Source organism: Streptomyces sp. NBC_00557, from assembly GCF_036345995.1.
GTDB lineage: Bacteria > Actinomycetota > Actinomycetes > Streptomycetales > Streptomycetaceae > Streptomyces.
Map to the genome: position 1 here is coordinate 3,330,638 of NZ_CP107796.1, position 22,469 is coordinate 3,353,106.

Annotated in this window: 36 protein-coding genes and 1 pseudogene; 6 read left to right on the plus strand and 31 right to left on the minus strand. The window is 67.6% G+C overall.

Annotated features, from left to right (window positions below):
- Positions 1-237: 237 nt before the first annotated feature.
- From truA to rpsJ, 31 genes are all read right to left on the minus strand, one after another.
- The gene (gene truA / locus OG956_RS13990) at positions 238-1,089 is read right to left on the minus strand and encodes a tRNA pseudouridine(38-40) synthase TruA (RefSeq protein WP_330338314.1); all 852 of its coding nucleotides are present in this window, start codon (positions 1,087-1,089) and stop codon (positions 238-240) included.
- 75 nt (positions 1,090-1,164) lie between these two features.
- Positions 1,165-1,665: a 50S ribosomal protein L17 gene (gene rplQ / locus OG956_RS13995; RefSeq protein ID WP_330338315.1), complete on the minus strand. Its 501-nt coding sequence runs from the start codon at positions 1,663-1,665 to the stop codon at positions 1,165-1,167.
- Positions 1,666-1,793: 128 nt separating this feature from the next.
- Positions 1,794-2,816 carry a DNA-directed RNA polymerase subunit alpha gene (locus OG956_RS14000; RefSeq protein ID WP_003966937.1) on the minus strand — a complete coding sequence of 341 codons (1,023 nt, stop codon included), beginning with the start codon at positions 2,814-2,816 and terminating at the stop codon, positions 1,794-1,796.
- Positions 2,817-2,958: 142 nt separating this feature from the next.
- Entirely contained in the window at positions 2,959-3,363 is a 405-nt protein-coding gene (rpsK, locus tag OG956_RS14005; protein ID WP_003956432.1) for a 30S ribosomal protein S11, read from the minus strand.
- A 65-nt stretch (positions 3,364-3,428) separates the two neighbouring features.
- Positions 3,429-3,809: a 30S ribosomal protein S13 gene (gene rpsM / locus OG956_RS14010; protein WP_330338316.1), complete on the minus strand. Its 381-nt coding sequence runs from the start codon at positions 3,807-3,809 to the stop codon at positions 3,429-3,431.
- Positions 3,810-4,000: 191 nt separating this feature from the next.
- Positions 4,001-4,114, minus strand: a complete 114-nt coding sequence (gene rpmJ / locus OG956_RS14015) for a 50S ribosomal protein L36 (protein ID WP_003998809.1) — start codon at positions 4,112-4,114, stop codon at positions 4,001-4,003.
- Positions 4,115-4,172: 58 nt separating this feature from the next.
- Positions 4,173-4,394, minus strand: coding sequence for a translation initiation factor IF-1 (gene infA, locus OG956_RS14020; RefSeq protein WP_003948620.1), 222 nt, complete (start codon positions 4,392-4,394; stop codon positions 4,173-4,175).
- 152 nt (positions 4,395-4,546) lie between these two features.
- Positions 4,547-5,383 carry a type I methionyl aminopeptidase gene (map, locus tag OG956_RS14025; protein WP_330338317.1) on the minus strand — a complete coding sequence of 279 codons (837 nt, stop codon included), beginning with the start codon at positions 5,381-5,383 and terminating at the stop codon, positions 4,547-4,549.
- Between the two features lie 102 nt (positions 5,384-5,485).
- Positions 5,486-6,148 carry an adenylate kinase gene (locus OG956_RS14030; RefSeq protein ID WP_330338318.1) on the minus strand — a complete coding sequence of 221 codons (663 nt, stop codon included), beginning with the start codon at positions 6,146-6,148 and terminating at the stop codon, positions 5,486-5,488.
- Positions 6,148-7,461, minus strand: coding sequence for a preprotein translocase subunit SecY (secY, locus tag OG956_RS14035; RefSeq protein WP_330338319.1), 1,314 nt, complete (start codon positions 7,459-7,461; stop codon positions 6,148-6,150). The genes OG956_RS14030 and secY overlap by 1 nt, the downstream gene beginning before the upstream one ends.
- Positions 7,462-7,705: 244 nt before the next feature.
- Positions 7,706-8,161, minus strand: a complete 456-nt coding sequence (gene rplO / locus OG956_RS14040) for a 50S ribosomal protein L15 (RefSeq protein ID WP_330338320.1) — start codon at positions 8,159-8,161, stop codon at positions 7,706-7,708.
- A gap of 2 nt (positions 8,162-8,163) precedes the next feature.
- The gene (gene rpmD, locus OG956_RS14045) at positions 8,164-8,346 is read right to left on the minus strand and encodes a 50S ribosomal protein L30 (protein WP_003998814.1); all 183 of its coding nucleotides are present in this window, start codon (positions 8,344-8,346) and stop codon (positions 8,164-8,166) included.
- 2 nt (positions 8,347-8,348) lie between these two features.
- The gene (gene rpsE / locus OG956_RS14050) at positions 8,349-8,954 is read right to left on the minus strand and encodes a 30S ribosomal protein S5 (RefSeq protein WP_019753099.1); all 606 of its coding nucleotides are present in this window, start codon (positions 8,952-8,954) and stop codon (positions 8,349-8,351) included.
- A gap of 36 nt (positions 8,955-8,990) precedes the next feature.
- Positions 8,991-9,374 carry a 50S ribosomal protein L18 gene (gene rplR / locus OG956_RS14055; RefSeq protein ID WP_029380981.1) on the minus strand — a complete coding sequence of 128 codons (384 nt, stop codon included), beginning with the start codon at positions 9,372-9,374 and terminating at the stop codon, positions 8,991-8,993.
- A gap of 3 nt (positions 9,375-9,377) precedes the next feature.
- Positions 9,378-9,917 (minus strand): 50S ribosomal protein L6, encoded by a 540-nt coding sequence (gene rplF / locus OG956_RS14060; RefSeq protein WP_330338321.1) that lies wholly within the window; start codon positions 9,915-9,917, stop codon positions 9,378-9,380.
- Between the two features lie 24 nt (positions 9,918-9,941).
- A complete protein-coding gene (gene rpsH / locus OG956_RS14065; RefSeq protein WP_330338322.1) occupies positions 9,942-10,340 on the minus strand; it encodes a 30S ribosomal protein S8 in 399 nt (132 codons plus the stop codon).
- A 210-nt stretch (positions 10,341-10,550) separates the two neighbouring features.
- Positions 10,551-10,736, minus strand: coding sequence for a type Z 30S ribosomal protein S14 (locus OG956_RS14070; RefSeq protein WP_003948630.1), 186 nt, complete (start codon positions 10,734-10,736; stop codon positions 10,551-10,553).
- A gap of 5 nt (positions 10,737-10,741) precedes the next feature.
- Entirely contained in the window at positions 10,742-11,299 is a 558-nt protein-coding gene (gene rplE / locus OG956_RS14075; protein WP_030345436.1) for a 50S ribosomal protein L5, read from the minus strand.
- Entirely contained in the window at positions 11,299-11,622 is a 324-nt protein-coding gene (rplX, locus tag OG956_RS14080) for a 50S ribosomal protein L24 (RefSeq protein WP_196460383.1), read from the minus strand. The genes rplE and rplX overlap by 1 nt, the downstream gene beginning before the upstream one ends.
- A 2-nt stretch (positions 11,623-11,624) precedes the next feature.
- On the minus strand, positions 11,625-11,993 hold the full coding sequence (gene rplN, locus OG956_RS14085; RefSeq protein ID WP_003998823.1) for a 50S ribosomal protein L14: 369 nt from the start codon (positions 11,991-11,993) through the stop codon (positions 11,625-11,627).
- 96 nt (positions 11,994-12,089) lie between these two features.
- Entirely contained in the window at positions 12,090-12,377 is a 288-nt protein-coding gene (gene rpsQ, locus OG956_RS14090; protein ID WP_330338323.1) for a 30S ribosomal protein S17, read from the minus strand.
- A complete protein-coding gene (gene rpmC, locus OG956_RS14095) occupies positions 12,377-12,601 on the minus strand; it encodes a 50S ribosomal protein L29 (RefSeq protein ID WP_007494763.1) in 225 nt (74 codons plus the stop codon). Before rpmC ends, rpsQ begins: the two co-directional genes overlap by 1 nt.
- Entirely contained in the window at positions 12,601-13,020 is a 420-nt protein-coding gene (rplP, locus tag OG956_RS14100; RefSeq protein ID WP_030174541.1) for a 50S ribosomal protein L16, read from the minus strand. The genes rpmC and rplP overlap by 1 nt, the downstream gene beginning before the upstream one ends.
- A 5-nt stretch (positions 13,021-13,025) precedes the next feature.
- Entirely contained in the window at positions 13,026-13,847 is an 822-nt protein-coding gene (gene rpsC, locus OG956_RS14105; protein ID WP_014674374.1) for a 30S ribosomal protein S3, read from the minus strand.
- Complete coding sequence (gene rplV / locus OG956_RS14110) at positions 13,847-14,194, minus strand: 50S ribosomal protein L22 (RefSeq protein ID WP_159668538.1); 348 nt, start codon at positions 14,192-14,194, stop codon at positions 13,847-13,849. Before rplV ends, rpsC begins: the two co-directional genes overlap by 1 nt.
- A gap of 42 nt (positions 14,195-14,236) precedes the next feature.
- Positions 14,237-14,518 carry a 30S ribosomal protein S19 gene (gene rpsS, locus OG956_RS14115; RefSeq protein WP_330338324.1) on the minus strand — a complete coding sequence of 94 codons (282 nt, stop codon included), beginning with the start codon at positions 14,516-14,518 and terminating at the stop codon, positions 14,237-14,239.
- A 12-nt stretch (positions 14,519-14,530) separates the two neighbouring features.
- Positions 14,531-15,367, minus strand: coding sequence for a 50S ribosomal protein L2 (rplB, locus tag OG956_RS14120; RefSeq protein ID WP_330338325.1), 837 nt, complete (start codon positions 15,365-15,367; stop codon positions 14,531-14,533).
- Positions 15,368-15,405: 38 nt separating this feature from the next.
- Positions 15,406-15,825, minus strand: a complete 420-nt coding sequence (gene rplW, locus OG956_RS14125; protein ID WP_014674371.1) for a 50S ribosomal protein L23 — start codon at positions 15,823-15,825, stop codon at positions 15,406-15,408.
- Positions 15,825-16,490 (minus strand): 50S ribosomal protein L4, encoded by a 666-nt coding sequence (rplD, locus tag OG956_RS14130; protein ID WP_330338326.1) that lies wholly within the window; start codon positions 16,488-16,490, stop codon positions 15,825-15,827. The genes rplW and rplD overlap by 1 nt, the downstream gene beginning before the upstream one ends.
- An 8-nt stretch (positions 16,491-16,498) precedes the next feature.
- Positions 16,499-17,143 carry a 50S ribosomal protein L3 gene (gene rplC / locus OG956_RS14135; RefSeq protein WP_218514970.1) on the minus strand — a complete coding sequence of 215 codons (645 nt, stop codon included), beginning with the start codon at positions 17,141-17,143 and terminating at the stop codon, positions 16,499-16,501.
- 16 nt (positions 17,144-17,159) lie between these two features.
- Positions 17,160-17,468, minus strand: a complete 309-nt coding sequence (gene rpsJ, locus OG956_RS14140) for a 30S ribosomal protein S10 (protein ID WP_003948644.1) — start codon at positions 17,466-17,468, stop codon at positions 17,160-17,162.
- 560 nt (positions 17,469-18,028) lie between these two features.
- On the opposite strand from rpsJ, the gene OG956_RS14145 reads away from it, so the two are divergent.
- The 6 genes and pseudogenes from OG956_RS14145 to OG956_RS14170 all read left to right on the plus strand — a co-directional run bounded on the left by OG956_RS14145 (position 18,029) and on the right by OG956_RS14170 (position 22,374).
- Complete coding sequence (locus OG956_RS14145; RefSeq protein WP_330338327.1) at positions 18,029-18,334, plus strand: hypothetical protein; 306 nt, start codon at positions 18,029-18,031, stop codon at positions 18,332-18,334.
- The gene (locus tag OG956_RS14150; RefSeq protein ID WP_330338328.1) at positions 18,331-19,062 is read left to right on the plus strand and encodes a hypothetical protein; all 732 of its coding nucleotides are present in this window, start codon (positions 18,331-18,333) and stop codon (positions 19,060-19,062) included. Before OG956_RS14145 ends, OG956_RS14150 begins: the two co-directional genes overlap by 4 nt.
- A gap of 35 nt (positions 19,063-19,097) precedes the next feature.
- Positions 19,098-20,528, plus strand: coding sequence for a putative T7SS-secreted protein (locus OG956_RS14155; RefSeq protein WP_330338329.1), 1,431 nt, complete (start codon positions 19,098-19,100; stop codon positions 20,526-20,528).
- On the plus strand, positions 20,525-21,052 hold the full coding sequence (locus OG956_RS14160) for a hypothetical protein (protein ID WP_330338330.1): 528 nt from the start codon (positions 20,525-20,527) through the stop codon (positions 21,050-21,052). The genes OG956_RS14155 and OG956_RS14160 overlap by 4 nt, the downstream gene beginning before the upstream one ends.
- 361 nt (positions 21,053-21,413) lie before the next feature.
- Positions 21,414-21,647: pseudogene (locus tag OG956_RS14165) on the plus strand (YrhB domain-containing protein); the annotation flags it as partial.
- 238 nt (positions 21,648-21,885) lie between these two features.
- Positions 21,886-22,374 carry a toxin glutamine deamidase domain-containing protein gene (locus OG956_RS14170; protein ID WP_330338331.1) on the plus strand — a complete coding sequence of 163 codons (489 nt, stop codon included), beginning with the start codon at positions 21,886-21,888 and terminating at the stop codon, positions 22,372-22,374.
- Positions 22,375-22,469 lie beyond the last annotated feature (95 nt).

The window sequence follows — 22,469 nt, forward strand, 5'->3', positions numbered from 1 at the left end:
TGATGTCATGAAAAAACCCACCCCAGGGCCGACGACGGCCCGCTGAAACCCCCACCCTTGCCCGGCCGCCCCTGTCACATGCATGGCCGAGGGACGCGAGACTATACGAGTTGTGTGAATTTTGTAAGAGACCGGAGGAGACTTACGTCTGATATGTCACGATGAGTCGGGCATGTACCTGCTACATGCAGGTAAATTGTGGGCTTCATCTCCCCATGCACCGGGCGGGGCGGTCGTTCAGCGGCAGTCCGCGCCGGGCAGCGTGCGCCTGTTCCGCGCCTGCCGCTGCCTCTCCAGCAGCAGCTCGTCCGCCGGGTAGCCGACCTCCTCCAGGGTCAGGCCGTGCGGGCGGACGACATGGACGGCGCTGTCGCGGACGCCCGCGTCCAGCACCTTCCGCGGCCACTCCACGCCACGGTGGCCGTCGCCGACGAAGAGCAGCGCGCCGACCATGGAGCGGACCTGGTTGTGGCAGAAGGCGTCGGCCCGGACCTCGATCTCGATGATGCCGTCCGCGCCCCGGGTCACGCCGAAGTCGAGGATCTCCCGGATGGTGGTCGCGCCCTCCCGCTTCTTCGCGTACGCCGCGAAGTCGTGCTCCCCGATCAGGGACTTGGCGGCGGCGTCCATCACGGCGACGTCCAGCGGCCAGTCGTGCCACAGGACGTGGCCTCGCAGCAGCGGGTCCACGCCGCCGGGGTTGTCGGTGACCCGGTAGACGTAGCGCCGCCAGATCGCGGCGAACCGCGCGTCGAAACCGCTGGGCGCCTCCCGCAGGGCCCACACCCGTACGTCCCGGGGGAGGCGGCCGGCGAGCCGCTTGAGCAGCTTGCCGCTCTGCTCCGCCCAGACCTCGCGGGGCAGGTCCACATGGGCGACCTGGCCACGGGCGTGCACGCCGGCGTCGGTGCGTCCGGCCACCGTCAGCTCGAACGTCTCCGGTGACCGCGTCACCGTACGCAGCGCGTCCTCCACCTCGCCCTGGACCGTCCGCCGGCCGCCGGCCTGCTTGGCCCAGCCGTGGAAGCCGGTGCCGTCGTAGGAGAGGTCAAGGCGGATGCGGACGAACCCGGGCTGTACTTCACTCACAGAACAGATCCTCTCAGGTACGCAAAAGCGGGCCCGCCCGGTGAAGGGCGGACCCGCTCAGCTCACGGCAGAGCCTCAGGCCTCCGTGGACTCCTCGGCCGGAGCCTCGGTGGCCTCGGTCTCCTCGGCCTTGGTCTCCTGGGCCTTGGCCTCGTCGGCCTCCTTGACCGCACGCTTGGTGGCGGCCTCGGCCTCACCCACGGCGGTCTGCTGCACCGTCAGCGCCTCGACCAGCTCGATGACGGCCATGGGCGCGTTGTCGCCACGGCGGTTACCGATCTTGGTGATGCGGGTGTAGCCACCCGGACGGTTCTCGTACCGCGGGCCGATCTCGGTGAAGAGCGTGTGGACGACGCTCTTGTCCGTGATGACCTGGAGCACCTGACGGCGGTTGTGAAGGTCGCCCTTCTTCGCCTTGGTGATCAGACGCTCGGCGTACGGGCGCAGGCGGCGGGCCTTCGCCTCGGTGGTGGTGATACGGCCGTGCTCGAACAGCGACTTCGCCAGGTTGGCGAGGAGCAGCTTCTCGTGCGCGGCGCTGCCGCCCAGACGGGCACCCTTGGTGGGCTTCGGCATGGTTCTTCTCCTGTATCTCTGCCCCGGCCGTATCAGGTACCGGGGTCAGTATCCGAGCAGGCGGTCGCCTGTCGGAGATCCGGGTGCCTGTCGCCAGGCACCCGGAAGTGGATCGCGCTCGGACCGGATCAGTACTGCTCGGTCTCCACGAAACCCGCGTCCGCGTCGTCATCGGCACCGAACGCGTCCGCGGCGGCGGTCGGGTCGAATCCGGGCGGGCTGTCCTTGAGGGCCAGGCCCATGCCGGCCAGCTTCGCCTTGACCTCGTCGATGGACTTCGCACCGAAGTTGCGGATGTCCAGCAGGTCGGCCTCGGAGCGGGCGACCAGCTCACCCACGGAGTGGATGCCCTCGCGCTTGAGGCAGTTGTAGGAGCGGACCGTGAGCTCCAGCTCCTCGATCGGCAGCGCCAGGTCGGCGGCGAGGGCGGCGTCCGTGGGGGACGGGCCCATGTCGATGCCCTCGGCGTCGATGTTCAGCTCGCGGGCGAGACCGAACAGCTCGACCAGGGTCTTGCCGGCGGAGGCCATGGCGTCACGGGGACGCATCGCCTGCTTGGTCTCGACGTCGACGATCAGCTTGTCGAAGTCGGTGCGCTGCTCGACACGCGTGGCCTCGACCTTGTACGTGACCTTGAGCACCGGCGAGTAGATGGAGTCGACCGGGATACGGCCGATCTCCTGGCCCACCTGCTTGTTCTGCACGGCGGAGACGTAACCGCGGCCGCGCTCGACCGTCAGCTCCATCTCCAGCTTGCCCTTGCCGTTGAGCGTGGCGAGGACGAGGTCGGGGTTGTGCACCTCGACACCGGCCGGAGGCGCGATGTCGGCGGCGGTGACCAGACCCGGGCCCTGCTTGCGCAGGTACATCACGACCGGCTCGTCGTGCTCCGAGGAGACGACCAGCTGCTTGATGTTGAGGATCAGGTCGGTGACGTCCTCCTTGACGCCCGGCACGGTGGTGAACTCGTGCAGGACGCCGTCGATGCGGATGCTGGTGACAGCAGCGCCGGGGATCGACGACAGGAGGGTGCGGCGGAGGGAGTTGCCGAGGGTGTAGCCGAAGCCCGGCTCCAGCGGCTCGATCACGAACCGGGAGCGGAACTCGTCGACGACCTCTTCGGTCAACGAGGGTCGCTGAGCGATCAGCATGTGTGGATCAGATCCTTCAGTCGTGGGCGCCCGCTATATGACGCCCGACGGAACCCGTGCACGGAAAACACGGGGTACTGCAAGGGTACGGGCGGTACGACCAGAAGGAGCCGTACCGCCCGGAAAGCCCTGCGAAGCGGCGTCAGACGCGGCGGCGCTTCGGCGGACGGCAGCCGTTGTGCGGGGTCGGGGTGACGTCCTGGATGGAGCCGACCTCGAGGCCCGTGGCCTGCAGGGAGCGGATCGCGGTCTCACGACCGGAGCCCGGGCCCTTGACGAACACGTCGACCTTGCGCATGCCGTGCTCCTGGGCGCGGCGGGCGGCCGACTCGGCGGCCATCTGCGCGGCGAACGGCGTGGACTTCCGGGAGCCCTTGAAGCCGACGTGGCCGGCGGAGGCCCAGGAGATCACGTTGCCCGACGGGTCCGTGATGGAGACGATCGTGTTGTTGAACGTGCTCTTGATGTGCGCGTGGCCGTGAGCGACGTTCTTCTTTTCCTTGCGGCGCACCTTCTTGGCAGCGCCCTGACGTCCCTTGGGGGGCATCTACTAACTCCTACGGGAGGTGGTCGGTCCTACAGCGAAGACCGTGGACAGGTGTCCGCTGCGGACTACTTCTTGCCCGGCTTCTTCTTGCCGGCGATGGCGCGACGCGGGCCCTTGCGGGTGCGGGCGTTGGTGCTGGTGCGCTGACCGCGGACAGGCAGACCGCGACGGTGACGGAGACCCTGGTAGCAGCCGATCTCGACCTTGCGGCGGATGTCGGCCTGGATCTCGCGACGGAGGTCACCCTCGGTCTTGATGTTGTTGTCGACGTACTCGCGGATCGCGACCAGCTGCTCTTCGGTCAGGTCACGGACGCGGGTGTTCGGGTCGACGCCGGTCGCAGCCAGCGTCTCCTTCGAGAGGGTCCGGCCGATGCCGAACACGTAGGTGAGGGCGACCTCCACGCGCTTGTCGCGCGGGATGTCAACACCGGAAACGCGTGCCATTCAATGGCTCCTGGTGATCTTCGGAGGTCTTCCGCAGAACCGGCTCCCGGCCGCCGTACCAGGTACGAACCGGGTCCCCGGCCTCCGAACCGGGGGTGTCGAGCTGGATGGCTCGGGCCCTGCGTATGAACATATTCAGCTCGCGTCGCGCGAATCCCTGCGATAGAGGTGCAGAGGGTGTCGGTCGTGCGTCAGCCCTGGCGCTGCTTGTGGCGCGGGTTCTCGCAGATGACCATGACCCGACCGTGACGGCGGATCACCCTGCACTTGTCGCAGATCTTCTTGACGCTCGGCTTGACCTTCATTAGGTGAGGTTCTCCGGGTCAGTGCCATCACCCCGCCACGGCGGGATGCGGGCAAGATCTACTTGTACCGGTAGACGATCCGGCCACGCGTCAGGTCGTACGGAGACAGCTCCACCACGACCCGGTCGTCAGGGAGGATGCGGATGTAGTGCATACGCATCTTGCCGCTGATGTGTGCCAGGACCTGGTGGCCGTTCTGGAGCTCGACCTTGAACATGGCGTTCGGCAGAGACTCGACGACAGTGCCCTCGATCTCGATGGCACCTTGCTTCTTGGCCACGCTTCGCCCTTCGAATCGACTACCTTGATCGACTCTCCTGCTTCCCCTGCGGGGCGCATGCGGACATGCGGGTGCACGAGAGCCGACGAGTCAGTCTACGTCGGCGCACCCGGAAACGCGAATCGAGGAAGTCTGCCCCATCCCGGTGATCCCTATGCGAGCGGGTCGGGAGCGGCCGTGATGCCGTACTCGGCGAGCTTCGCCCTGCCGCCGTCCGGGGCCGTCAGGACCAGCGGGCCCTGCTCGGTCAGGGCGACGGAGTGCTCCCAGTGGGAGGACCAGGTGCCGTCGGTCGTGATGACCGTCCAGTCGTCCGAGAGGACCTCGGTCTTCGGGGTGCCGAGCGAGACCATCGGCTCGATGGCGAGGCAGAAGCCGGGGACCAGCTTGGGGCCCTTGCCGCGGCGCCGGTCGACGTAGTTCAGCAGGTGCGGGTCCATGTGCATCTCGGTGCCGATGCCGTGGCCGCCGTAGTCCTCGATGATGCCGTAGCGGCCGCCGCCCGGCTTCGGCTGGCGGCGGATGTACGTCTCGATGGCCCGGGAGATGTCGACCAGGCGGTTGCCCTGCTTCATGGCCGCGATGCCGGCCCACATCGACTCCTCGGTCACCCGGGACAGCTCGATCAGCTCCGGGGCGTGACCGGAGCCCACGAACGCCGTGTAGGCCGCGTCGCCGTGCCAGCCGTCGACGATGGCGCCGCAGTCGATGGAGATGATGTCGCCGTCCTTGAGGACGACGTCCTCGGACGGGATGCCGTGGACCACGACGTCGTTCACGGACGTGCAGATGGTGGCCGGGAAGCCGCCGTACCCCAGGAAGTTCGACTTGGCGCCGTGCTCGGCCAGCACCTTGCGGGCGACCTCGTCCAGGTCCTTGGTGGAGGCGCCGGGCACCGCGGCCTCGCGGGTGGCCGCGTGGATGGCGGCGACGACCAGACCCGCCGCACGCATCTTCGCGATCTGCTCGGGCGTCTTGATCTGCACCATGGGGGCCTGCGCTCTCCGTCACTCACATCGGCTGGGTTGTCGGTACAACAGTACGGCCGCGGCACCCTGGGGCGGGCACCGCGGCCGGAAGGGCCGGGCTGTCTACTGCTCGGCCTTCTCGCGCTTGAGCACTTCCAGCGCCCGCTGCGTGATCTCGTCCACCGGGCCCAGGGAGGAGATCGTCACGACCAGGCCCTGCGCCTTGTAGTAGTCGATGATCGGCTCGGTCTGCGTGTGGTAGACCTCCAGCCGCGTGCGGACGGTGTCCTCGGAGTCGTCGTCGCGCTGGTACAGCTCGCCGCCGCAGACGTCGCAGACGCCCTCCTTCTTCGGCGGGCTGTACGTCACGTGGAACACGTGAGAGGAGTCGTTGCGGCAGATGCGCCGGCCGGCGATCCGCTTCACGACCTCGTCCTCGGGGACCTCCAGGTCCAGCACCGCGTCCAGGGTGATGCCCTCGGTCTCCAGCAGCTCGTCCAGCGCCTCCGCCTGCTGCACGTTGCGCGGGAACCCGTCCAGCAGGAAGCCCTTCTCGGCGTCCGGCTGCTCCATGCGGTCCTTGGCCATCGCGATGGTGACCGTGTCCGGCACCAGGTCGCCCCGGTCCATGTAGGACTTGGCCAGCTTGCCCAGCTCGGTCTGCTGGCTGATGTTGGCCCGGAACAGGTCGCCCGTGGAGATGTGCGGAATGGCCAGCTTCTCGGCGAGGCGGACGGCTTGCGTTCCCTTACCGGCACCCGGCGGCCCGACGAGGACGATACGCATCAGCGGAGGAACCCTTCGTAATTGCGCTGCTGGAGCTGGCTCTCGATCTGCTTCACCGTCTCGAGACCGACACCCACGATGATCAGGATGCTGGTTCCACCGAACGGGAAGTTCTGGCTTGCCCCGAAGCCCACCAACGCCATTGTCGGTACGAGAGCGATCAGACCCAGATACAGCGAACCCGGCCAGGTGATCCGGTTGAGCACGTAGCTGAGGTACTCAGCGGTCGGTCGGCCAGCCCGGATGCCCGGGATGAAGCCACCATACTTCTTCATGTTGTCGGCGACTTCCTCGGGGTTGAAGGAGATCGCGACGTAGAAGAACGCGAAGAAAACGATGAGCAAGAAGTACAGAGTGATGTAAATCGGGTGGTCACCCTTGGTCAGGTTCTGGGTGACCCACTGCTTCCAGCCCGCGTTGCCCCCTGCGAACTGCGCCACCAGTGCCGGGATGTAGAGCAGCGAGGAGGCGAAGATGACGGGAATCACACCCGCCTGGTTCACCTTGAGCGGGATGTACGTGGACGTACCGCCGTAGGAACGGCGGCCGATCATGCGCTTCGCGTACTGCACCGGGATGCGGCGCTGGGCCTGCTCGACGAAGACGACGAGCGCGACCATGACCAGGCCGACCAGGATCACGGTGCCGAACTCGATCCAGCCGCCGGCCAGGGTGCCCTGCTTCTTGATGGCCCACAGCGCGGACGGGAAGGTCGCGGCGATCGAGATGAACATGAGGATCGACATGCCGTTGCCGATGCCGCGGTCGGTGATCAGCTCGCCGAGCCACATCACGACGGCCGTGCCGGCGGTCATGCAGATCACCATCGTGATCGTCGCGAAGATCGTGCGGTCCGGGACGATGCTGGAGGCCACCGAGCAGCCGTTGAACAGCGCGCCGCTGCGGGCGGTGGCGACCAGGCCGGTGCCCTGCAGGATGGCGAGCGCCACGGTGAGGTAACGGGTGTACTGCGTGATCTTCGCCGTACCGGCCTGGCCCTCCTTCTTCAGGGCTTCCAGACGCGGGATGACCACGGTCAGCAGCTGAAGGATGATGCTGGCCGTGATGTACGGCATGATGCCGAGCGCGAAGACCGTGATCTGCAGCAGCGCACCACCGCTGAACATGTTGACGAGACCGAACAGGCCCTGGTTGCCCTGTGCCTCGGTCACACACTGCTGGACGGCCTTGTAGTTGACGCCGGGGATCGGAATGTGGGTACCGACCCGGTAGACCACGATGATGCCCAGCGTGAAGAGCAGCTTCTTGCGCAGGTCGGGCGTCCTGAACGCCCGGGCGAACGCGGTGAGCACGGTGCCTCCTGCGACCCCCGCGCAACTGCGTCAAGGGTGACGGTCTTGAGGTTCGACGGATAGAGACGAATAGCTAACGGTCAACTGCCGCTCAGAGTGCCCCATGGGAAGCACCCGGTGAAAGTAGGCAGTGCTGGCCACCTTACCGGCGAAGGCGCCGCCCTAGGAACGACCGACCGGGGATACCCCTTTTGTGGAGTATCCCCGGTCGGGATCGTTCACGTCATCGAGGGACCCGAGGGACTCAGACCAGCTCGGTGACCGTACCGCCGGCGGCGGTGATCTTCTCCTTGGCGGAGCCGGAGACGGCGTCGACCGTCACCTGCAGCGCCACGGAGATCTCGCCCTGCCCGAGGACCTTGACGAGGCTGTTCTTGCGAACGGCGCCCTTGGCCACCAGCGACTCGACGGTGACCTCGCCACCCTCCGGGTAGAGCGCGGCGAGCTTCTCGAGGTTCACGACCTGGTACTCGGTCTTGAACGGGTTCTTGAAGCCCTTCAGCTTCGGGAGACGCATGTGGAGCGGCATCTGGCCACCCTCGAAGCTCTCCGGAACCTGGTAGCGGGCCTTCGTGCCCTTGGTACCACGACCGGCCGTCTTACCCTTCGACGCCTCACCACGACCGACACGGGTCTTGGCGGTCTTGGCGCCCGGGGCGGGACGGAGGTTGTGGATCTTGAGCGGGTTCTGCTCCGCCATGATCAGTCGACCTCCTCGACCGTCACGAGGTGGCGGACGGTGTGCACCATGCCGCGGAACTCGGGGCGGTCCTCCTTGACGACCACGGTGTTGATCCCCTTGAGACCAAGCGACCGCAGGGTGTCACGGTGGTTCTGCTTGCTGCCGATGTAGGACTTGACCTGCGTGATCTTGAGCTGCGCCATGATTACGCACCCGCCCCGGCACGCGCACGCAGCAGAGCCGCGGGAGCGACGTCCTCGAGCGGCAGACCACGGCGGGCCGCGATCTCCTCGGGACGCTGCAGGCCCTTCAGGGCCTCCACGGTCGCGTGCACGATGTTGATGGCGTTGTCGGAGCCGAGCGACTTCGACAGCACGTCGTGGATACCGGCGCACTCGAGCACGGCACGCACCGGACCACCGGCGATCACACCGGTACCGGGCGACGCGGGCTTGAGCAGCACGACGCCGGCGGCCTTCTCACCCTGGATGGGGTGCGGGATGGTGCCCTGGATCCGGGGGACCTTGAAGAAGTGCTTCTTGGCCTCCTCAACGCCCTTGGCGATGGCGGCCGGCACCTCCTTGGCCTTGCCGTAACCGACACCCACGGTGCCGTCACCGTCGCCCACCACGACCAGCGCGGTGAAGCTGAAGCGACGACCACCCTTCACAACCTTGGCGACGCGGTTGATCGCGACGACGCGCTCAACGTACGCGGTCTTCTCGGCGGCAGCAGCGCCGCCGTCACGGCCCTTCCGGTCCCGCCGCTCGCCGCCACCGGCACCGCTTCCGCGGCGCTGGGGTCCAGCCATTGGATTACCTCTCTCTTTCCGCTAGCTACAAGCGGCTCAGAACTTGAGCCCGGCTTCGCGGGCGGCGTCCGCCAGGGCGGCGATGCGCCCGGCGTACTGGTTGCCACCACGGTCGAACACGACGGCCTCGACACCGGCGGCCTTGGCACGCTCGGCGACCAGGGCGCCGACCTGCTTGGCCTGCGCGGACTTGTCGCCCTCGCCACCGCGGATCGACGCGTCCAGGGTGGACGCCGACGCCAGGGTGTGGCCCTTCAGGTCGTCGATCACCTGCGCCACGATGTGGCGGTTGGAGCGGGTCACGACCAGACGGGGACGCTCCGCCGTACCGGACACCTTCTTGCGGATCCGGATGTGACGGCGCTTGATCGCGGCGCGCTTGTAGGCGTCGCCCTTGAGGATCTTCTGCCCGTATGCCATGGCTTACTTACCCGCCTTTCCGACCTTGCGGCGGATGACTTCGCCCTCGTACTTGACGCCCTTGGCCTTGTACGGGTCGGGCTTGCGCAGCTTGCGGATGTTGGCCGCAACCTCGCCGACCTTCTGCTTGTCGATGCCCTCGACCGAGAAACGGGTCGGGGACTCCACCTTGAAGGAGATGCCCTCGGGGGCCTCGACCAGGATCGGGTGGCTGTAACCGAGAGCGAACTCCAGGTTGGAACCCTTGGCGGTCACTCGGTAACCGACACCGCTGATCTCGAGCTTCTTGACGTATCCCTGGGTCACACCGGTGATCATGTTCGCCACCAGCGTGCGGGACAGGCCGTGCAGGGCCTTGCTCTGCCGCTCGTCGTTCGGGCGGAGCACCTGCAGGGTGCCGTCCTCGCCCTTAGCGATGTCGATCGGCGCGGCAACGGTGTGGGTCAGCTCGCCCTTGGGGCCCTTGACCTTGACCGTACGGCCGTCGATGGTGACGTCCACGCCGGCGGGAACCGGGATGGGGAGCTTGCCGATGCGCGACATAGCTGTTTCCTCCGTTCCCTTCCGTTACCAGACGTAGGCGAGGACTTCCCCACCCACGCCCTTCTTCTGCGCCTGCTTGTCGGTGAGCAGACCGTGGGACGTGGAGATGATCGCCACGCCGAGGCCGCCGAGCACCTTCGGCAGGTTGGTGGACTTCGCGTACACCCGGAGACCGGGCTTGGAGATCCGCTTGATGCCCGCGATGGAGCGCTCACGGTTCGGGCCGAACTTCAGCTCGAGGACGAGGTTCTTGCCGACCTCGGCGTCCTCGACACGCCAGCCCGTGATGAAGCCCTCCTGCTGGAGGATCTCCGCGATGTGCGACTTGATCTTGGACGCCGGCATCGTCACGGTGTCGTGGTACGCCGAGTTCGCGTTACGCAGACGCGTCAGCATGTCTGCGATCGGATCAGTCATGGTCATGAATTGGCCTGTGGCCTTTCTCGCCGGGGTTTCCTATATGCGCCATCCCTCTCCCCATACATGGACGGGACGGGTGCGGCGCGGGGACCTACGGCGTAGTAAGTCGTTCAGGGCGGCAGAGGCCCAACCCTCCCAGCCTAAGCCATGAGGGAGGCGCCCCTGCCGTCCCGGTTGCTTACCGAGAGGTCCAGGAATCCCGAATTACCGGGATTACCAGGAGCTCTTGGTCACGCCCGGCAGCTCGCCACGGTGAGCCATCTCACGAAGGCACACGCGGCAGAGGCCGAACTTGCGGTACACGGAGTGCGGACGGCCGCAGCGCTGGCAGCGGGTGTAGCCACGCACACCGAACTTGGGCTTGCGAGCAGCCTTCGCGATGAGAGCCTTCTTCGCCATCTCGCTCACGCCTCCTTGAACGGGAAGCCGAGGTGACGGAGAAGGGCACGGCCCTCTTCGTCGTTGGTCGCCGTGGTCACCACGGTGATGTCCATACCCCGGACGCGGTCGATCTTGTCCTGGTCGATCTCGTGGAACATGACCTGCTCCGTGAGACCGAAGGTGTAGTTGCCACGGCCGTCGAACTGCTTGGGGGACAGGCCGCGGAAGTCGCGGATGCGCGGCAGCGCGAGCGACAGGGTGCGGTCAAGGAACTCCCACATGCGGTCGCCACGGAGCGTGACGTGGGCACCGATCGGCTGGCCCTCGCGCAGCTTGAACTGCGCGATGGACTTGCGGGCCTTGGTGACGGCCGGCTTCTGACCGGTGATGGTGGTCAGGTCGCGGATCGCGCCCTCGATCAGCTTCGAGTCACGGGCGGCGTCGCCGACACCCATGTTGACCACGATCTTGACGAGGCCGGGGACCTGCATGACGTTCTCGTACTTGAACTCGTCACGCAGCTTGCCCGCGATCTCCTCGCGGTACTTCTGCTTCAGACGCGGAGTGGTGGTGGTAGCCATCAGATGTCCTCACCCGTCCGCTTGGCAACGCGGATCTTGTTGCCCTCTTCGTCGAAGCGGTAGCCGACACGCGTGACGACCTTCTTGCCGTCCTTCTCCACGACCAGCTGGACGTTGGAGACGTGGATCGGCGCCTCGGTGGTCACGATGCCGCCGGCCTGGGAACCGCGAGCGGTCGGACCGGCCTTGGTGTGCTTCTTGACCCGGTTGACACCCTCGACCAGGACGCGCTCCTCGCGCGGGTAAGCGGCAATGACCTTGCCCTGCTTGCCCTTGTCCTTGCCGGTGATGACCTGGACCAGGTCGCCCTTCTTGATCTTCATGCTTACAGCACCTCCGGCGCGAGCGAGATGATCTTCATGAACTTCTTCTCGCGCAGCTCACGGCCAACCGGGCCGAAGATGCGGGTGCCGCGAGGGTCGCCGTCGTTCTTCAGAATGACGGCGGCGTTCTCGTCGAAGCGGATGTACGAGCCGTCCGGACGGCGGCGCTCCTTGACGGTGCGAACGATGACCGCCTTGACGACGTCACCCTTCTTCACGTTGCCACCGGGGATCGCGTCCTTGACGGTGGCGACGATGACGTCACCGATGCCCGCGTAGCGGCGACCGGAGCCACCGAGCACACGGATGCAAAGGATCTCCTTCGCACCAGTGTTGTCGGCGACGCGCAGTCGCGACTCCTGCTGGATCACGTCTATCTCCTGATCGTCTGCCGGTTCCCCGGGGGCCGTCTTTCAACGGCCCCCGGAGCCTGGCGGAACTGACCTGCGGGGTTTGCCCCGCAGGAATTACTTGGCCTTCTCGAGGATCTCGACGACGCGCCAGCGCTTCGTCGCGGACAGCGGCCGGGTCTCCATCAGGAGGACGCGGTCGCCGACACCCGCGGCGTTCTGCTCGTCGTGCGCCTTGAGCTTGTTGGTACGGCGGATGACCTTGCCGTACAGCGCGTGCTTGACGCGGTCCTCGACGGCGACGACGACGGTCTTGTCCATCTTGTCGCTGACGACCAGACCCTCACGGGTCTTGCGGAAACCGCGCGCTTCCTTGTTCTGCTCAGTCACGTTGCTCTCGCTCATCAGGCGTTCTCCACCGTCTCGATGCCGAGCTCACGCTCACGCATGAGGGTGTAGATCCGGGCGATGTCCTTGCGGACCGCCTTCAGACGGCCGTGGTTCTCGAGCTGGCCCGTCGCCGCCTGGAAGCGGAGGTTGAACAGCTCTTCCTTGGCCTCGCGGAGCTTCGCCAGAAGCTCCTCGTTGCCCAGCTCGCGCAGCTCGGACGCCTTGGTACCGGCCGACATCACGCTTCACCTGCCTCGCGCTTGACGATCCGGCACTTCATCGGCAGCTTGTGGGCCGCTCGAAGCAGCGCCTCACGGGCGATCTTCTCGTTGGGGTACGACAGCTCGAACATCACACGTCCGGGCTTGACGTTCGCGATCCACCACTCCGGCGAACCCTTACCGGAACCCATGCGGGTCTCGGCCGGCTTCTTGGTGAGGGGACGGTCGGGGTAGATGTTGATCCAGACCTTGCCGCCACGCTTGATGTGACGGGTCATCGCGATACGGGCCGCCTCGATCTGGCGGTTCGTGACGTAGGCCGGGGTCAGCGCCTGGATGCCGTACTCGCCGAACGCAACCTGCGTCCCACCCTTGGACATACCGTTGCGCTTCGGGTGGTGCTGCTTGCGGTGCTTGACCCTACGGGGGATCAGCATGACGGTCAGGCCTCCGTTCCGGTGCTCTCAGCCGGAGCGGCGGCGGGAGCCTCGGCCTTGGGGGCCTCGGCACCGGCAGCCTGCTGCGGCTTGCGACCGCGCCGCTCGCCACCGCGGCCACCACGGGCCGGGCGGTCGGCGCCACCGCGGGCCGGGCGGTTACCCGCACGGGCGGCAGCGTTCTCGGCGCGGACCTCGGCGATGTTCTTGACGTCGCCCTTGTAGATCCAGACCTTCACACCGATGCGGCCGAAGGTCGTCTTGGCCTCGAAGAAGCCGTAGTCCACGTTCGCGCGGAGCGTGTGCAGGGGCACGCGGCCCTCGCGGTAGAACTCCGAGCGGGACATCTCGGCGCCGCCGAGGCGGCCACCGCACTGGATCTTGATGCCCTTGGCGCCCGCCTTCATCGCCGACTGCATGCTCTTGCGCATGGCACGGCGGAAGGAGACGCGGGAGGACAGCTGCTCGGCGACGGCCTGGGCCACCAGCTGAGCGTCCGTCTCCGGGTTCTTGACCTCGAGGATGTTCAGCTGGACCTGCTTGCCGGTCAGCTTCTCCAGGTCACCGCGGATGCGGTCGGCCTCGGCGCCGCGGCGGCCGATGACGATGCCCGGGCGGGCGGTGTGGATGTCCACACGCACGCGGTCACGGGTGCGCTCGATCTCGACCTTGGAGATGCCGGCGCGCTCCATGCCGGACGTCATCATCCGGCGGATGGCGACGTCTTCCTTGACGTAGTCCTTGTACAGCTTGTCGGCGTACCAGCGCGACTTGAAGTCGGTGGTGACACCGAGCCGGAACCCGTGCGGGTTTACCTTCTGGCCCATTACCGGGTTCCTTCCTTGCTGCTGACGACCACGGTGATGTGGCTGGTCCGCTTGCGGATCCGGTAGGCACGGCCCTGGGCGCGCGGACGGAACCGCTTCAGGGTCGGGCCCTCGTCGACGTACGCCTCGGAGACGTACAGGGAGTCGACGTCGGTGTGGTCGTAGTTGTGCGCGGCGTTGGCGATGGCGCTGTCGAGCACCTTGCCAACCGGAACCGAGGCAGCCTGCGGGGCGAATCGCAGGACGGCCTGGGCCTCCGTGGCGTCCATGCCACGGATGAGGTCCACCACACGGCGGGCCTTCATGGGCGTGACGCGGATGTACCGCGCCTGGGCCCTGGCTTCCATGGTTGTCCTTCCAGTTACTTACGTGTCTGTTGCGATCCGCGCCTAGCGGCGCTTCGACTTCCGGTCTTCCTTGACGTGGCCCCGGAAGGTGCGCGTCGGCGAGAACTCGCCGAGCTTGTGGCCGACCATCGACTCGGTGACGAACACCGGGATGTGGGTCTTGCCGTTGTGCACCGCGATCGTGTGACCGAGCATGGCCGGGACGATCATCGAGCGACGGGACCAGGTCTTGATGACGTTCTTAGAGCCCGCTTCGTTCTGGGCGTCCACCTTCTTCATCAGGTGGTCGTCGACGAAGGGTCCCTTCTTCAAGCTACGAGGCATCTCAACCCGTCCTTAGCGCTTCTTGTTCGTCTTGCGGCGGCGGACGATGTACTTGTTCGACGCCTTCTTGGGCGAACGAGTACGGCCTTCCTTCTTGCCCCACGGGGACACAGGGTGGCGGCCACCGGAGGTCCGGCCCTCACCACCACCGTGCGGGTGGTCCACGGGGTTCATGACCACACCACGCACGGTCGGGCGAACGCCCAGCCAGCGCTTGCGACCGGCCTTGCCCCAGTTGATGTTGCTCTGCTCGGCGTTGCCGACCTCGCCGACGGTGGCGCGGCAGCGGACGTCGACCAGGCGGATCTCACCGGACGGCATGCGCAGGTGGGCCATGGAGCCCTCCTTCGCGAGCAGCTGCACGGAGGCGCCGGCGGAGCGGGCGAACTTCGCGCCGCCGCCCGGACGCAGCTCGATGGCGTGCAGGGTCGTACCGACCGGGATGTTGCGCAGGGCGAGGTTGTTGCCCGGCTTGATGTCGGCCCCGGGACCGTTCTCGACGCGGTCGCCCTGGTTCAGGCCACGCGGCGCGAGGATGTAGCGCTTCTCGCCGTCCGCGTAGTGCAGGAGCGCGATGCGCGCGGTGCGGTTGGGGTCGTACTCGATGTGCGCGACCTTCGCCGGCACGCCGTCCTTGTCGTGACGACGGAAGTCGATCACTCGGTAGGCGCGCTTGTGTCCGCCACCCTGGTGGCGAACGGTCACACGACCGGCGTTGTTACGGCCGCCCTTGCTGTGCAGGGGACGGACCAGCGACTTCTCCGGCGTGGACCGCGTGACCTCGACGAAGTCGGCAACGCTGGCGCCACGACGGCCCGGCGTAGTCGGCTTGTACTTGCGGATTCCCATTTCTCAGTCCTCGTCCGATATCGGACGATCCGACCCGCTTACGCGGTCGGACCGCCGAAGATGTCGATACGGTCGCCCTCGGCGAGGGTCACGATCGCGCGCTTGGTCGCGGCACGCTGGCCGAAACCGGTGCGGGTCCGCTTGCGCTTGCCCTGGCGGTTGATCGTGTTGACCCCGGTGACCTTGACGTCGAAGACCGCCTGGACGGCCTCCTTGATCTGGGTCTTGTTGGCCCGCGGGTCGACGACGAACGTGTACTTGTTCTCGTCGAGCAGCGCGTAGCTCTTCTCGGAGACGACCGGCTTCAGCAGGACGTCACGGGGGTCCGTGTACGACTTGCTCAGCGGGGTCTCGACGGTGTTCTTGCCCTCGGCGGCGTGACGGCGCGCCTTGGCGACGCGCGCGGCCTTGGCGGCCTTGGCGGCCTTCGAGGCGATAGCGGGGTGACGGATGGCCATCAGACCTCGCTCCCTTCGGTGTCGTTGATCCGCGCAGCAGTGGGCGCGCCGGCGACGAAGGACTCGAAAGCGGCCTTGGTGAAGACCACGTCGTCCGAGACGAGAACGTCGTACGTGTTCAGCTGGCCCGGCTCCAGGATGTGGACCTGGGGCAGGTTGCGGGCGGACAGCCACGCGGCCTCGTCGGAGCGCTCGGCGACCAGGAGCAGGTTCTTGCGCTCCGAGATCTTGCCGAACAGGCTCTTGGCGGCCTTGGTGCTCGGGGTCTCGCCCTCGATCACGCCGGAGACGACGTGAATGCGGTTGTGACGCGCCCGGTCGGTGAGGGCACCGCGCAGGGCGGCGGCCTTCATCTTCTTCGGGGTGCGCTGCGAGTAGTCGCGCGGCACGGGACCGTGCACGACGCCACCACCGGCGAACTGCGGCGCGCGGGTCGAACCCTGGCGGGCGCGGCCGGTGCCCTTCTGGCGGTACGGCTTCTTGCCGCCACCACGGACTTCACCGCGGGTCTTGGTCTTGTGCGTGCCCTGGCGGGCAGCGGCCAGCTGCGCGACGACGACCTGGTGGATCAGCGGGACGCTGACCTTGGCGTCGAAGATCTCCGCGGGGAGCTCGACGGAACCGGCCTTCTCGCCAGCCGGCGAAAGGATGTCAACAGTGCTCATCGGTTACCTCAGGCCCCCTTGGCCGCGGTGCGGACCAGGACGAGGCCGCCGTTCGGACCGGGAACCGCGCCCTTGATGAGCAGCAGGCCCTTCTCCGCGTCAACGGCGTGGACGGTCAGGTTCTGGGTGGTGACCCGCTCGTTGCCCATGCGACCCGCCATGCGGAGGCCCTTGAACACACGGCCCGGGGTGGCGCAGCCACCGATGGAACCGGGCGAGCGGTGCTTGCGCTGGGTGCCGTGACCGGCGCCGAGGCCACCGAAGTTGTGGCGCTTCATGACACCGGCGAAGCCCTTGCCCTTGCTCTTGCCGGTGACGTCGACCTTCACGCCGGCCTCGAACACCTCGGCGGTGATCTCCTGGCCCAGCGTGTACTCGGAGGCGTCCGACGTGCGGATCTCGACGAGGTGGCGACGGGGGGTGACGTCGGCCTTGGCGAAGTGGCCCTTGAGGGGCTTGTTCACCTTGCGCGGGTCGATCTCGCCGAAGGCGATCTGAACGGACTCGTAGCCGTCGACGTCGTTGGTACGAACCTGGGTCACGACGTTGGGGCCGGCCTTGACGACGGTGACCGGAACAACACGGTTGTTCTCGTCCCACACCTGCGTCATGCCGAGCTTCTCGCCCAGGATGCCCTTGATCTGCTTAGCCATTCTCAGCCCACCAGCCTCAGAGCTTGATCTCGATGTCGACACCGGCCGGCAGGTCGAGTCGCATCAGAGAGTCAACGGTCTTGGGGGTCGGGTCGAGGATGTCGATCAGGCGCTTGTGCGTGCGCATCTCGAAGTGCTCGCGCGAGTCCTTGTACTTGTGCGGCGACTTGATGACGCAGTACACGTTCTTCTCAGTGGGCAGCGGCACCGGGCCCGCGACCGACGCACCAGTGCGGGTCACCGTCTCGACGATCTTCTTCGCCGAGGAGTCGATGACCTCGTGGTCGTAGGCCTTGAGCCGGATGCGGATCTTCTGTCCCGCCATGGCTACTCAGTAGTCCTGTCTTCTCTCACGCTCTGGAACCCGGCGGATTCCTTCTGCTGCCGTCGTTTCTCCGACCCACGCGGTCGGGCGTGTCGCGCTCCCGCTGACACAGATGTCCCTTGTTCGAACATCCCTGCGGGATTACGACGGCCCTTCCGGAACCGCGGACCGAGGACCTTCAGGCCCACCGGGCGCCTGGCCGGTGCCGCGCCCACGCTTCCCGGAAGATTCCCGTACGTCCGCCCCAGTGCTGCCCGAGGGCAGTTAGGACGACGAGTACTGTGGGACTCGCTTCCGGTCCTCCCGGCGGGAGGCGCGCAGCATCAACACTCGACCGAGCAACTCGGACAGTCTGCCATATCGGGCCGGGCGGATGCCAATCGAGCCGGAGAGAATACCCCTGGGGTGACGTAGGTCAAACCGGAGGCGCCGCGAGCCGGAGTGTGAAGCCTTCAGGGACGAACTGTGCCCGCCTTGTACCCCCGGAACCGTGCGATCCGGCCCGGCCGCAGGCGGTGTGCCAAAATCGCCGCGGAAAATCCCGGGGGAGGACGACGGCGATGACCGGCTACGTCAAGGTCGAGTTCGAAGCACTGGTCCGGCTCGTAAAGGAGCTCAGCGAGTGCGCGGGCGCCATGCGGTCCGCCATGAAGCAGCTGAAGGACATCGGCCCCACGGGCACCGGCTCGAAGGAGCTGGAGGAAGCCTGTGACGAGTTCCAGGACAAGTGGGGCTACGGCATCAAGCAGATCGCCAAGGCCACCACGGGCGTCACCGAGAAGGTCGCCGAGTCGGGCCGGGTCTACCAGGGCCTGGAGGACGAGGTCACCGCGCTGGTGAGGTCCGTCAAGATCGGTGAGCGGTGACTCCCGTACCGGATCCGGCTGCGCCGGCCTTCCGCTTCCAGGTGCAGCCCGAGTTCCACGAGGTCCCGCTGGGCATCGGACAGGACGAGGACACCTTCGACGAGCGGCTACGACAGTTCGCCCGCGACTACTGGGGCGAGCGGGAGGACCTGGAGCCGCTGCGCGCGCTGACGGCGGCCATGTACGGGGCGAACGCGGAGCGGCTCGTCGAGGGCGGCGCCGTCTACAACGCGCTCGGCGTCTTCCCCGTCGGCGGCGGCCGGGACGGCTCCGGCCCGCCGGAGCGCATCAGCCGCGCCACCCTCACCGTCAGCGTGCGTGAGCTGGGCAACCCCGACCCGCACCTCACGGCCGCGGGTATCGCGGAGACCCTCGACAAGGCGGCCGGGAACGGCGAGGCGGGTGAGGTCCAGCCGGTCAGCCTGCCGGCCGGCCCCGCGGTCGTACACATCGCCGGCAGCCGTGCGGTGTGGGACCTGCCGGAGGCAGCGGCACCGGATGCGGACGACGAGCGCGAGCAGTACTTCGTACGGATCGAGGTCTGGCTGCCGTTCCCCCGGGACGACCGGCTGCTGTTGCTCTGCCTGAGCACGCCCGACGTCCAGGACCTCTTCCACTACCAGGCGGTCCTCGCCGACATCGCCCACACGATCACCTTCGGCGACGCCGAGGAGCCTGCCCCCTCCCTCACCACCACCTCCTCCGCCTCCCCCTTCAGCTCCTACTGACACCTCCTACTGGCCGCGTCGAGGAGACCGACCTCATGACCACCCCCATGTACGACGCGCTCGGCTTCGACCCCGCGCCCGGCGTCCCCGCCTCGGTCCACCACCTGGTCGCCTCGCTCACCAGCGTCACCGGGCAACTGCACGACGCCCACGCGACGCTGACCCGGCTGGGCAGAACGGACGGCGCCTGGGTGGGTGAGGCGGCGAGCGCCTTCGCGAAGAAGACCGGCTCCCTGCCGAAGTACCTGGCCACCGCGCACAGTTCGCTGCTCGACGCCACACACGCGCTGGCCGACTGGGAGACCCGCCTGCGCGAGTTCCAGACCCTGGCCGGCCACTACGAGCTGGAGGCCGAGCAGGCGCGCAAGGCGCTGAAGGCGGCGCAGAACGACCCGGCCCTCCAGCTCGCGGGCAGGACGTTCGACACCCAGGCGGAGGCGGACCGGGCGCAGCAGCGCCTGGACCGTGCGACCAGGCGAGTGAACCAGGCCCGCGACGAGCTGGCCGCCGTCATCAAGAAGGCCGAGGCGCTGCTCACCCACCACGACGAGGTCGCCCGCGCCGCCGCGGCGACGATCCGCAAGGCGGCCGAGGCCGCACCGGACGAGTCCCTGCTCCACAAGCTCGGCGACCTCCTCTCCTCGATCGGCGACGAGATCAAGGCCCTCGCAGGCGACCTCTGGCACTGGATCCAGAAGCACGCGGACACGATCTACAAGATCGGCGACTGGCTGAACATGGCGGCCGCCGCATGCGACGTACTGGCCATCGTCTTCTCCGAGACGATCATCGGCGCCGCCGTCTTCGAGATCCTTGCCAGGGCCCTGAACACCGGCGCCCTCGCCTTCCACGGTGTCGGCTGGGCCGCCGGGGCGAAGAAGGGGTCGTGGGCCGACATCGGCCTCGACCTCGCCGGCTTCGTGCCCTTCGGTGACCTGCTCAAGGGCGGCAAGGTCGCCTGGCAGAGCTTCCGCGGTGTGGAGATCGCGGCCGACTCCTTCAAGGCGGCCGACCGCATCGCGGAGATCGCGGGGAAGGCGAACGGCGCAAAGATCGCCACGGCGTTCAAGAACTCCCTGTTCGGCGAGGGAAAAACCGTCCTTCGGGCCACTGCCGACACCTTCAAGGGCCGGTTCGCCATGGCGACGGAACGCGTGTTCAACGACGCCACCCGCTACGAACGTCCGCTTACCAGCCCGGTGAAGCTCCTCGACAAACTCGTCACCCCGAAACTCATCGAGAGCACCCCGCTGCGTAGGATCCCTGCCTTGGCCGATGCCCTGGTGCACGACGGAACGGGAAAGAGCTTCATCGATCCCACCTCATGGGCTTCACGGGCCCCCGAAGCCGCATACCGCGGATACAAGCTGTACGAGTCCGCCGAGAGGGCCGTCTCCGACGACGTGCACGGCAAGTACGAGAAGTACAAAGGGATCGTCGATCGTGGGTTGGGAGCACTGGCATGACCTCCACACAAGCGACGGACCACGCATGGAGCCCCCGTCCCCCCAGGTCGGCCCTGCGCCTGTGGACGCGCTACTGCCTGCAGTGGGTGTGGGGGCCCCCGCTGTGGCTGCTCACCCGTCTCCCCCTGCTCGTGCTGATCCTGCTGGAAGTGGACGATCTACCGTCTTCGAACCGTGGGCTCACGAGACCACGCTGGTGGAGGCGAATGTGGATCGACCTCGACCGGCTGCGGCGAGAGCGCGTCACCGACCCGCACGTCCAGGAGCAGGGACTCCGGCGGATGCTGGACCACCAGCGTCTTCGCTGCGTCCCCGTCCAGCCCGAGGGAGCTCCGCCCATCCCCTGCCCCGGCGGTGTGCACAGTGTCGTCATCGAGCAGAGCTACTATCGGATTCTGGGCGCACGACGCGCCTACGAGATCGCCCATGGCGAGTACGGCTGGCGTCTGGCCGAGAACGCGGAGAGGCACCTGCCGACCTGGCTGGAGCTGCGCTGTCCGGGGACGGAGAACCGCGACCGATGACCTCGCGCGACGAGCCTTTGGACGGCAGTGTGGGCAACGCCCGGTATTCGTTCCTGGTCTCGTGAACAACCCGGGCGAACCTCCAGACCATCGTCGATCGCGGGCCGGGAGCACCGGGATGCCCTCCGGAGAGACGACGGACGGCGACTCGTGCCCCGCGTGCACCGCCTCGTGCATCGAGGACAGGTCGTAGCGGCTTGTGGGCGTGCGGCGCGCCTTCGACATCGTCCTCAGCGAGTTCGGCCGGCTCTTGCCCGAAAGCGCCCAGGCCAGGCTGCCGAGGTGTTGGTGCTGCGCTGCTCGCGGCCGGCGCGGTGCGACCGACGGCCCACGGGATGACCGACCGCGCGGAGGAGCACGGATGGTGACCCGGGACGAAGCCGTGGCGGCGGCGGAACGCTATCTGCGGACCAAGTCCTACCCGGAGCGCGTTGATTCCGTCGTCGTGCTCCCGGACACGGCGATCAAGTTCCCGTACGGCTGGACCGTGCGCTTCGACTTCCGGGAGCACCTGAACGCGGGAGACCCGACTCTGGCTCCCTTCAGCTCGGTCGTCGTCGTGCCGCACGACGGCACAGAGCCCCACTTCCCGCCCACAGCCCTGCCGGTCCACCAGTACCTGGCGCTGCGGGCCGACGGCGCCTGGCCGGGCTCCTGGCGGGTGTGGCAGGACGCCGGGTGGGGTGTCGACCCGGAACGGCAGGCCGCGGGCCGGCTGCGGGCCATGTACGGCGGCGTGGTGGAACTGGCCGATCGGTCTCCGGTGCACGAGTCGGCCACAGCCTGGCTGATGGCTGCCGGGCGCTCCCCCAGCCCGGCTTTCCCGGCACCCCATGCCGGCGGCCTCGGTTGTCGTCCCCAAGGACCGCTCGCCGACCTGGACCCGGTGGCCCCGGCCGAGGCCGCCCACCGGGTCCAAGGCCAGCCCCGCCGGCTCAACGCGCGGCTGCGTGGTCGCCGTGCACTGCGGAGTCGACGGCACCCCGTCCGCCGCCCTGCCCTGGCAGCCGTCCCACGAGGCGCCCGGCTGGTGGGACCGGCTCGCCCGCCGCTGCTTCCCCGGGTTCCGGCAGGTGCGGGTGAGCGACTGGGACGACGTGATCAGAGCGGTCGCGGAACCGGGCCCTGACACCCGTGGCGTGATCTGGGTACGCCGTGAGATCGGCGGCCACGAGATCACCGGGCACCTGCTGTACGCCCACAACCACCAGGGTCAGGTCGTCTTCCTGGACGGCGTCACCGGCTCGCTGGGCCGCCTGGACACCCCGGTCCTGCTGCGCGAGCTGGTTCTGCTGCGGGCCTTGCCCGGCCGCTTCCGGTGATTCCGCCGCGGGCGGACGTCACGCCCCGCCCGCAAGCCGTACGCCGGTGCAGCCGCGTTTCAGCGCGGAGCGGGCGAACGAGGGCGAGTAGTGAG

Bases quoted from the DNA above. Each gene is read 5' to 3' on its own strand.
- rplQ (WP_330338315.1), bottom strand. From the start codon at position 1,665: ATGCCGAAGCCCACCAAGGGTGCCCGTCTGGGCGGCAGCGCCGCGCAC.
- OG956_RS14000 (WP_003966937.1), bottom strand. From the start codon at position 2,816: ATGCTGATCGCTCAGCGACCCTCGTTGACCGAAGAGGTCGTCGACGAG.
- rpsK (WP_003956432.1), bottom strand. From the start codon at position 3,363: ATGCCCCCCAAGGGACGTCAGGGCGCTGCCAAGAAGGTGCGCCGCAAG.
- rpsM (WP_330338316.1), bottom strand. From the start codon at position 3,809: ATGGCACGCGTTTCCGGTGTTGACATCCCGCGCGACAAGCGCGTGGAG.
- rpmJ (WP_003998809.1), bottom strand. From the start codon at position 4,114: ATGAAGGTCAAGCCGAGCGTCAAGAAGATCTGCGACAAGTGCAGGGTG.
- map (WP_330338317.1), bottom strand. From the start codon at position 5,383: ATGGTGCAGATCAAGACGCCCGAGCAGATCGCGAAGATGCGTGCGGCG.
- OG956_RS14030 (WP_330338318.1), bottom strand. From the start codon at position 6,148: ATGCGTATCGTCCTCGTCGGGCCGCCGGGTGCCGGTAAGGGAACGCAA.
- rplO (WP_330338320.1), bottom strand. From the start codon at position 8,161: ATGGCGGAGCAGAACCCGCTCAAGATCCACAACCTCCGTCCCGCCCCG.
- rpmD (WP_003998814.1), bottom strand. From the start codon at position 8,346: ATGGCGCAGCTCAAGATCACGCAGGTCAAGTCCTACATCGGCAGCAAG.
- rpsE (WP_019753099.1), bottom strand. From the start codon at position 8,954: ATGGCTGGACCCCAGCGCCGCGGAAGCGGTGCCGGTGGCGGCGAGCGG.
- rplR (WP_029380981.1), bottom strand. From the start codon at position 9,374: ATGGCATACGGGCAGAAGATCCTCAAGGGCGACGCCTACAAGCGCGCC.
- rplF (WP_330338321.1), bottom strand. From the start codon at position 9,917: ATGTCGCGCATCGGCAAGCTCCCCATCCCGGTTCCCGCCGGCGTGGAC.
- rpsH (WP_330338322.1), bottom strand. From the start codon at position 10,340: ATGACCATGACTGATCCGATCGCAGACATGCTGACGCGTCTGCGTAAC.
- OG956_RS14070 (WP_003948630.1), bottom strand. From the start codon at position 10,736: ATGGCGAAGAAGGCTCTCATCGCGAAGGCTGCTCGCAAGCCCAAGTTC.
- rplE (WP_030345436.1), bottom strand. From the start codon at position 11,299: ATGGCTACCACCACCACTCCGCGTCTGAAGCAGAAGTACCGCGAGGAG.
- rplX (WP_196460383.1), bottom strand. From the start codon at position 11,622: ATGAAGATCAAGAAGGGCGACCTGGTCCAGGTCATCACCGGCAAGGAC.
- rpsQ (WP_330338323.1), bottom strand. From the start codon at position 12,377: ATGAGCGAGAGCAACGTGACTGAGCAGAACAAGGAAGCGCGCGGTTTC.
- rpmC (WP_007494763.1), bottom strand. From the start codon at position 12,601: ATGTCGGCCGGTACCAAGGCGTCCGAGCTGCGCGAGCTGGGCAACGAG.
- rplP (WP_030174541.1), bottom strand. From the start codon at position 13,020: ATGCTGATCCCCCGTAGGGTCAAGCACCGCAAGCAGCACCACCCGAAG.
- rpsC (WP_014674374.1), bottom strand. From the start codon at position 13,847: ATGGGCCAGAAGGTAAACCCGCACGGGTTCCGGCTCGGTGTCACCACC.
- rplV (WP_159668538.1), bottom strand. From the start codon at position 14,194: ATGGAAGCCAGGGCCCAGGCGCGGTACATCCGCGTCACGCCCATGAAG.
- rpsS (WP_330338324.1), bottom strand. From the start codon at position 14,518: ATGCCTCGTAGCTTGAAGAAGGGACCCTTCGTCGACGACCACCTGATG.
- rplB (WP_330338325.1), bottom strand. From the start codon at position 15,367: ATGGGAATCCGCAAGTACAAGCCGACTACGCCGGGCCGTCGTGGCGCC.
- rplW (WP_014674371.1), bottom strand. From the start codon at position 15,825: ATGGCCATCCGTCACCCCGCTATCGCCTCGAAGGCCGCCAAGGCCGCC.
- rplD (WP_330338326.1), bottom strand. From the start codon at position 16,490: ATGAGCACTGTTGACATCCTTTCGCCGGCTGGCGAGAAGGCCGGTTCC.
- rplC (WP_218514970.1), bottom strand. From the start codon at position 17,143: ATGGCTAAGCAGATCAAGGGCATCCTGGGCGAGAAGCTCGGCATGACG.
- rpsJ (WP_003948644.1), bottom strand. From the start codon at position 17,468: ATGGCGGGACAGAAGATCCGCATCCGGCTCAAGGCCTACGACCACGAG.
- OG956_RS14145 (WP_330338327.1), top strand. From the start codon at position 18,029: ATGACCGGCTACGTCAAGGTCGAGTTCGAAGCACTGGTCCGGCTCGTA.
- OG956_RS14155 (WP_330338329.1), top strand. From the start codon at position 19,098: ATGACCACCCCCATGTACGACGCGCTCGGCTTCGACCCCGCGCCCGGC.
- OG956_RS14160 (WP_330338330.1), top strand. From the start codon at position 20,525: ATGACCTCCACACAAGCGACGGACCACGCATGGAGCCCCCGTCCCCCC.
- OG956_RS14170 (WP_330338331.1), top strand. From the start codon at position 21,886: ATGCCGGCGGCCTCGGTTGTCGTCCCCAAGGACCGCTCGCCGACCTGG.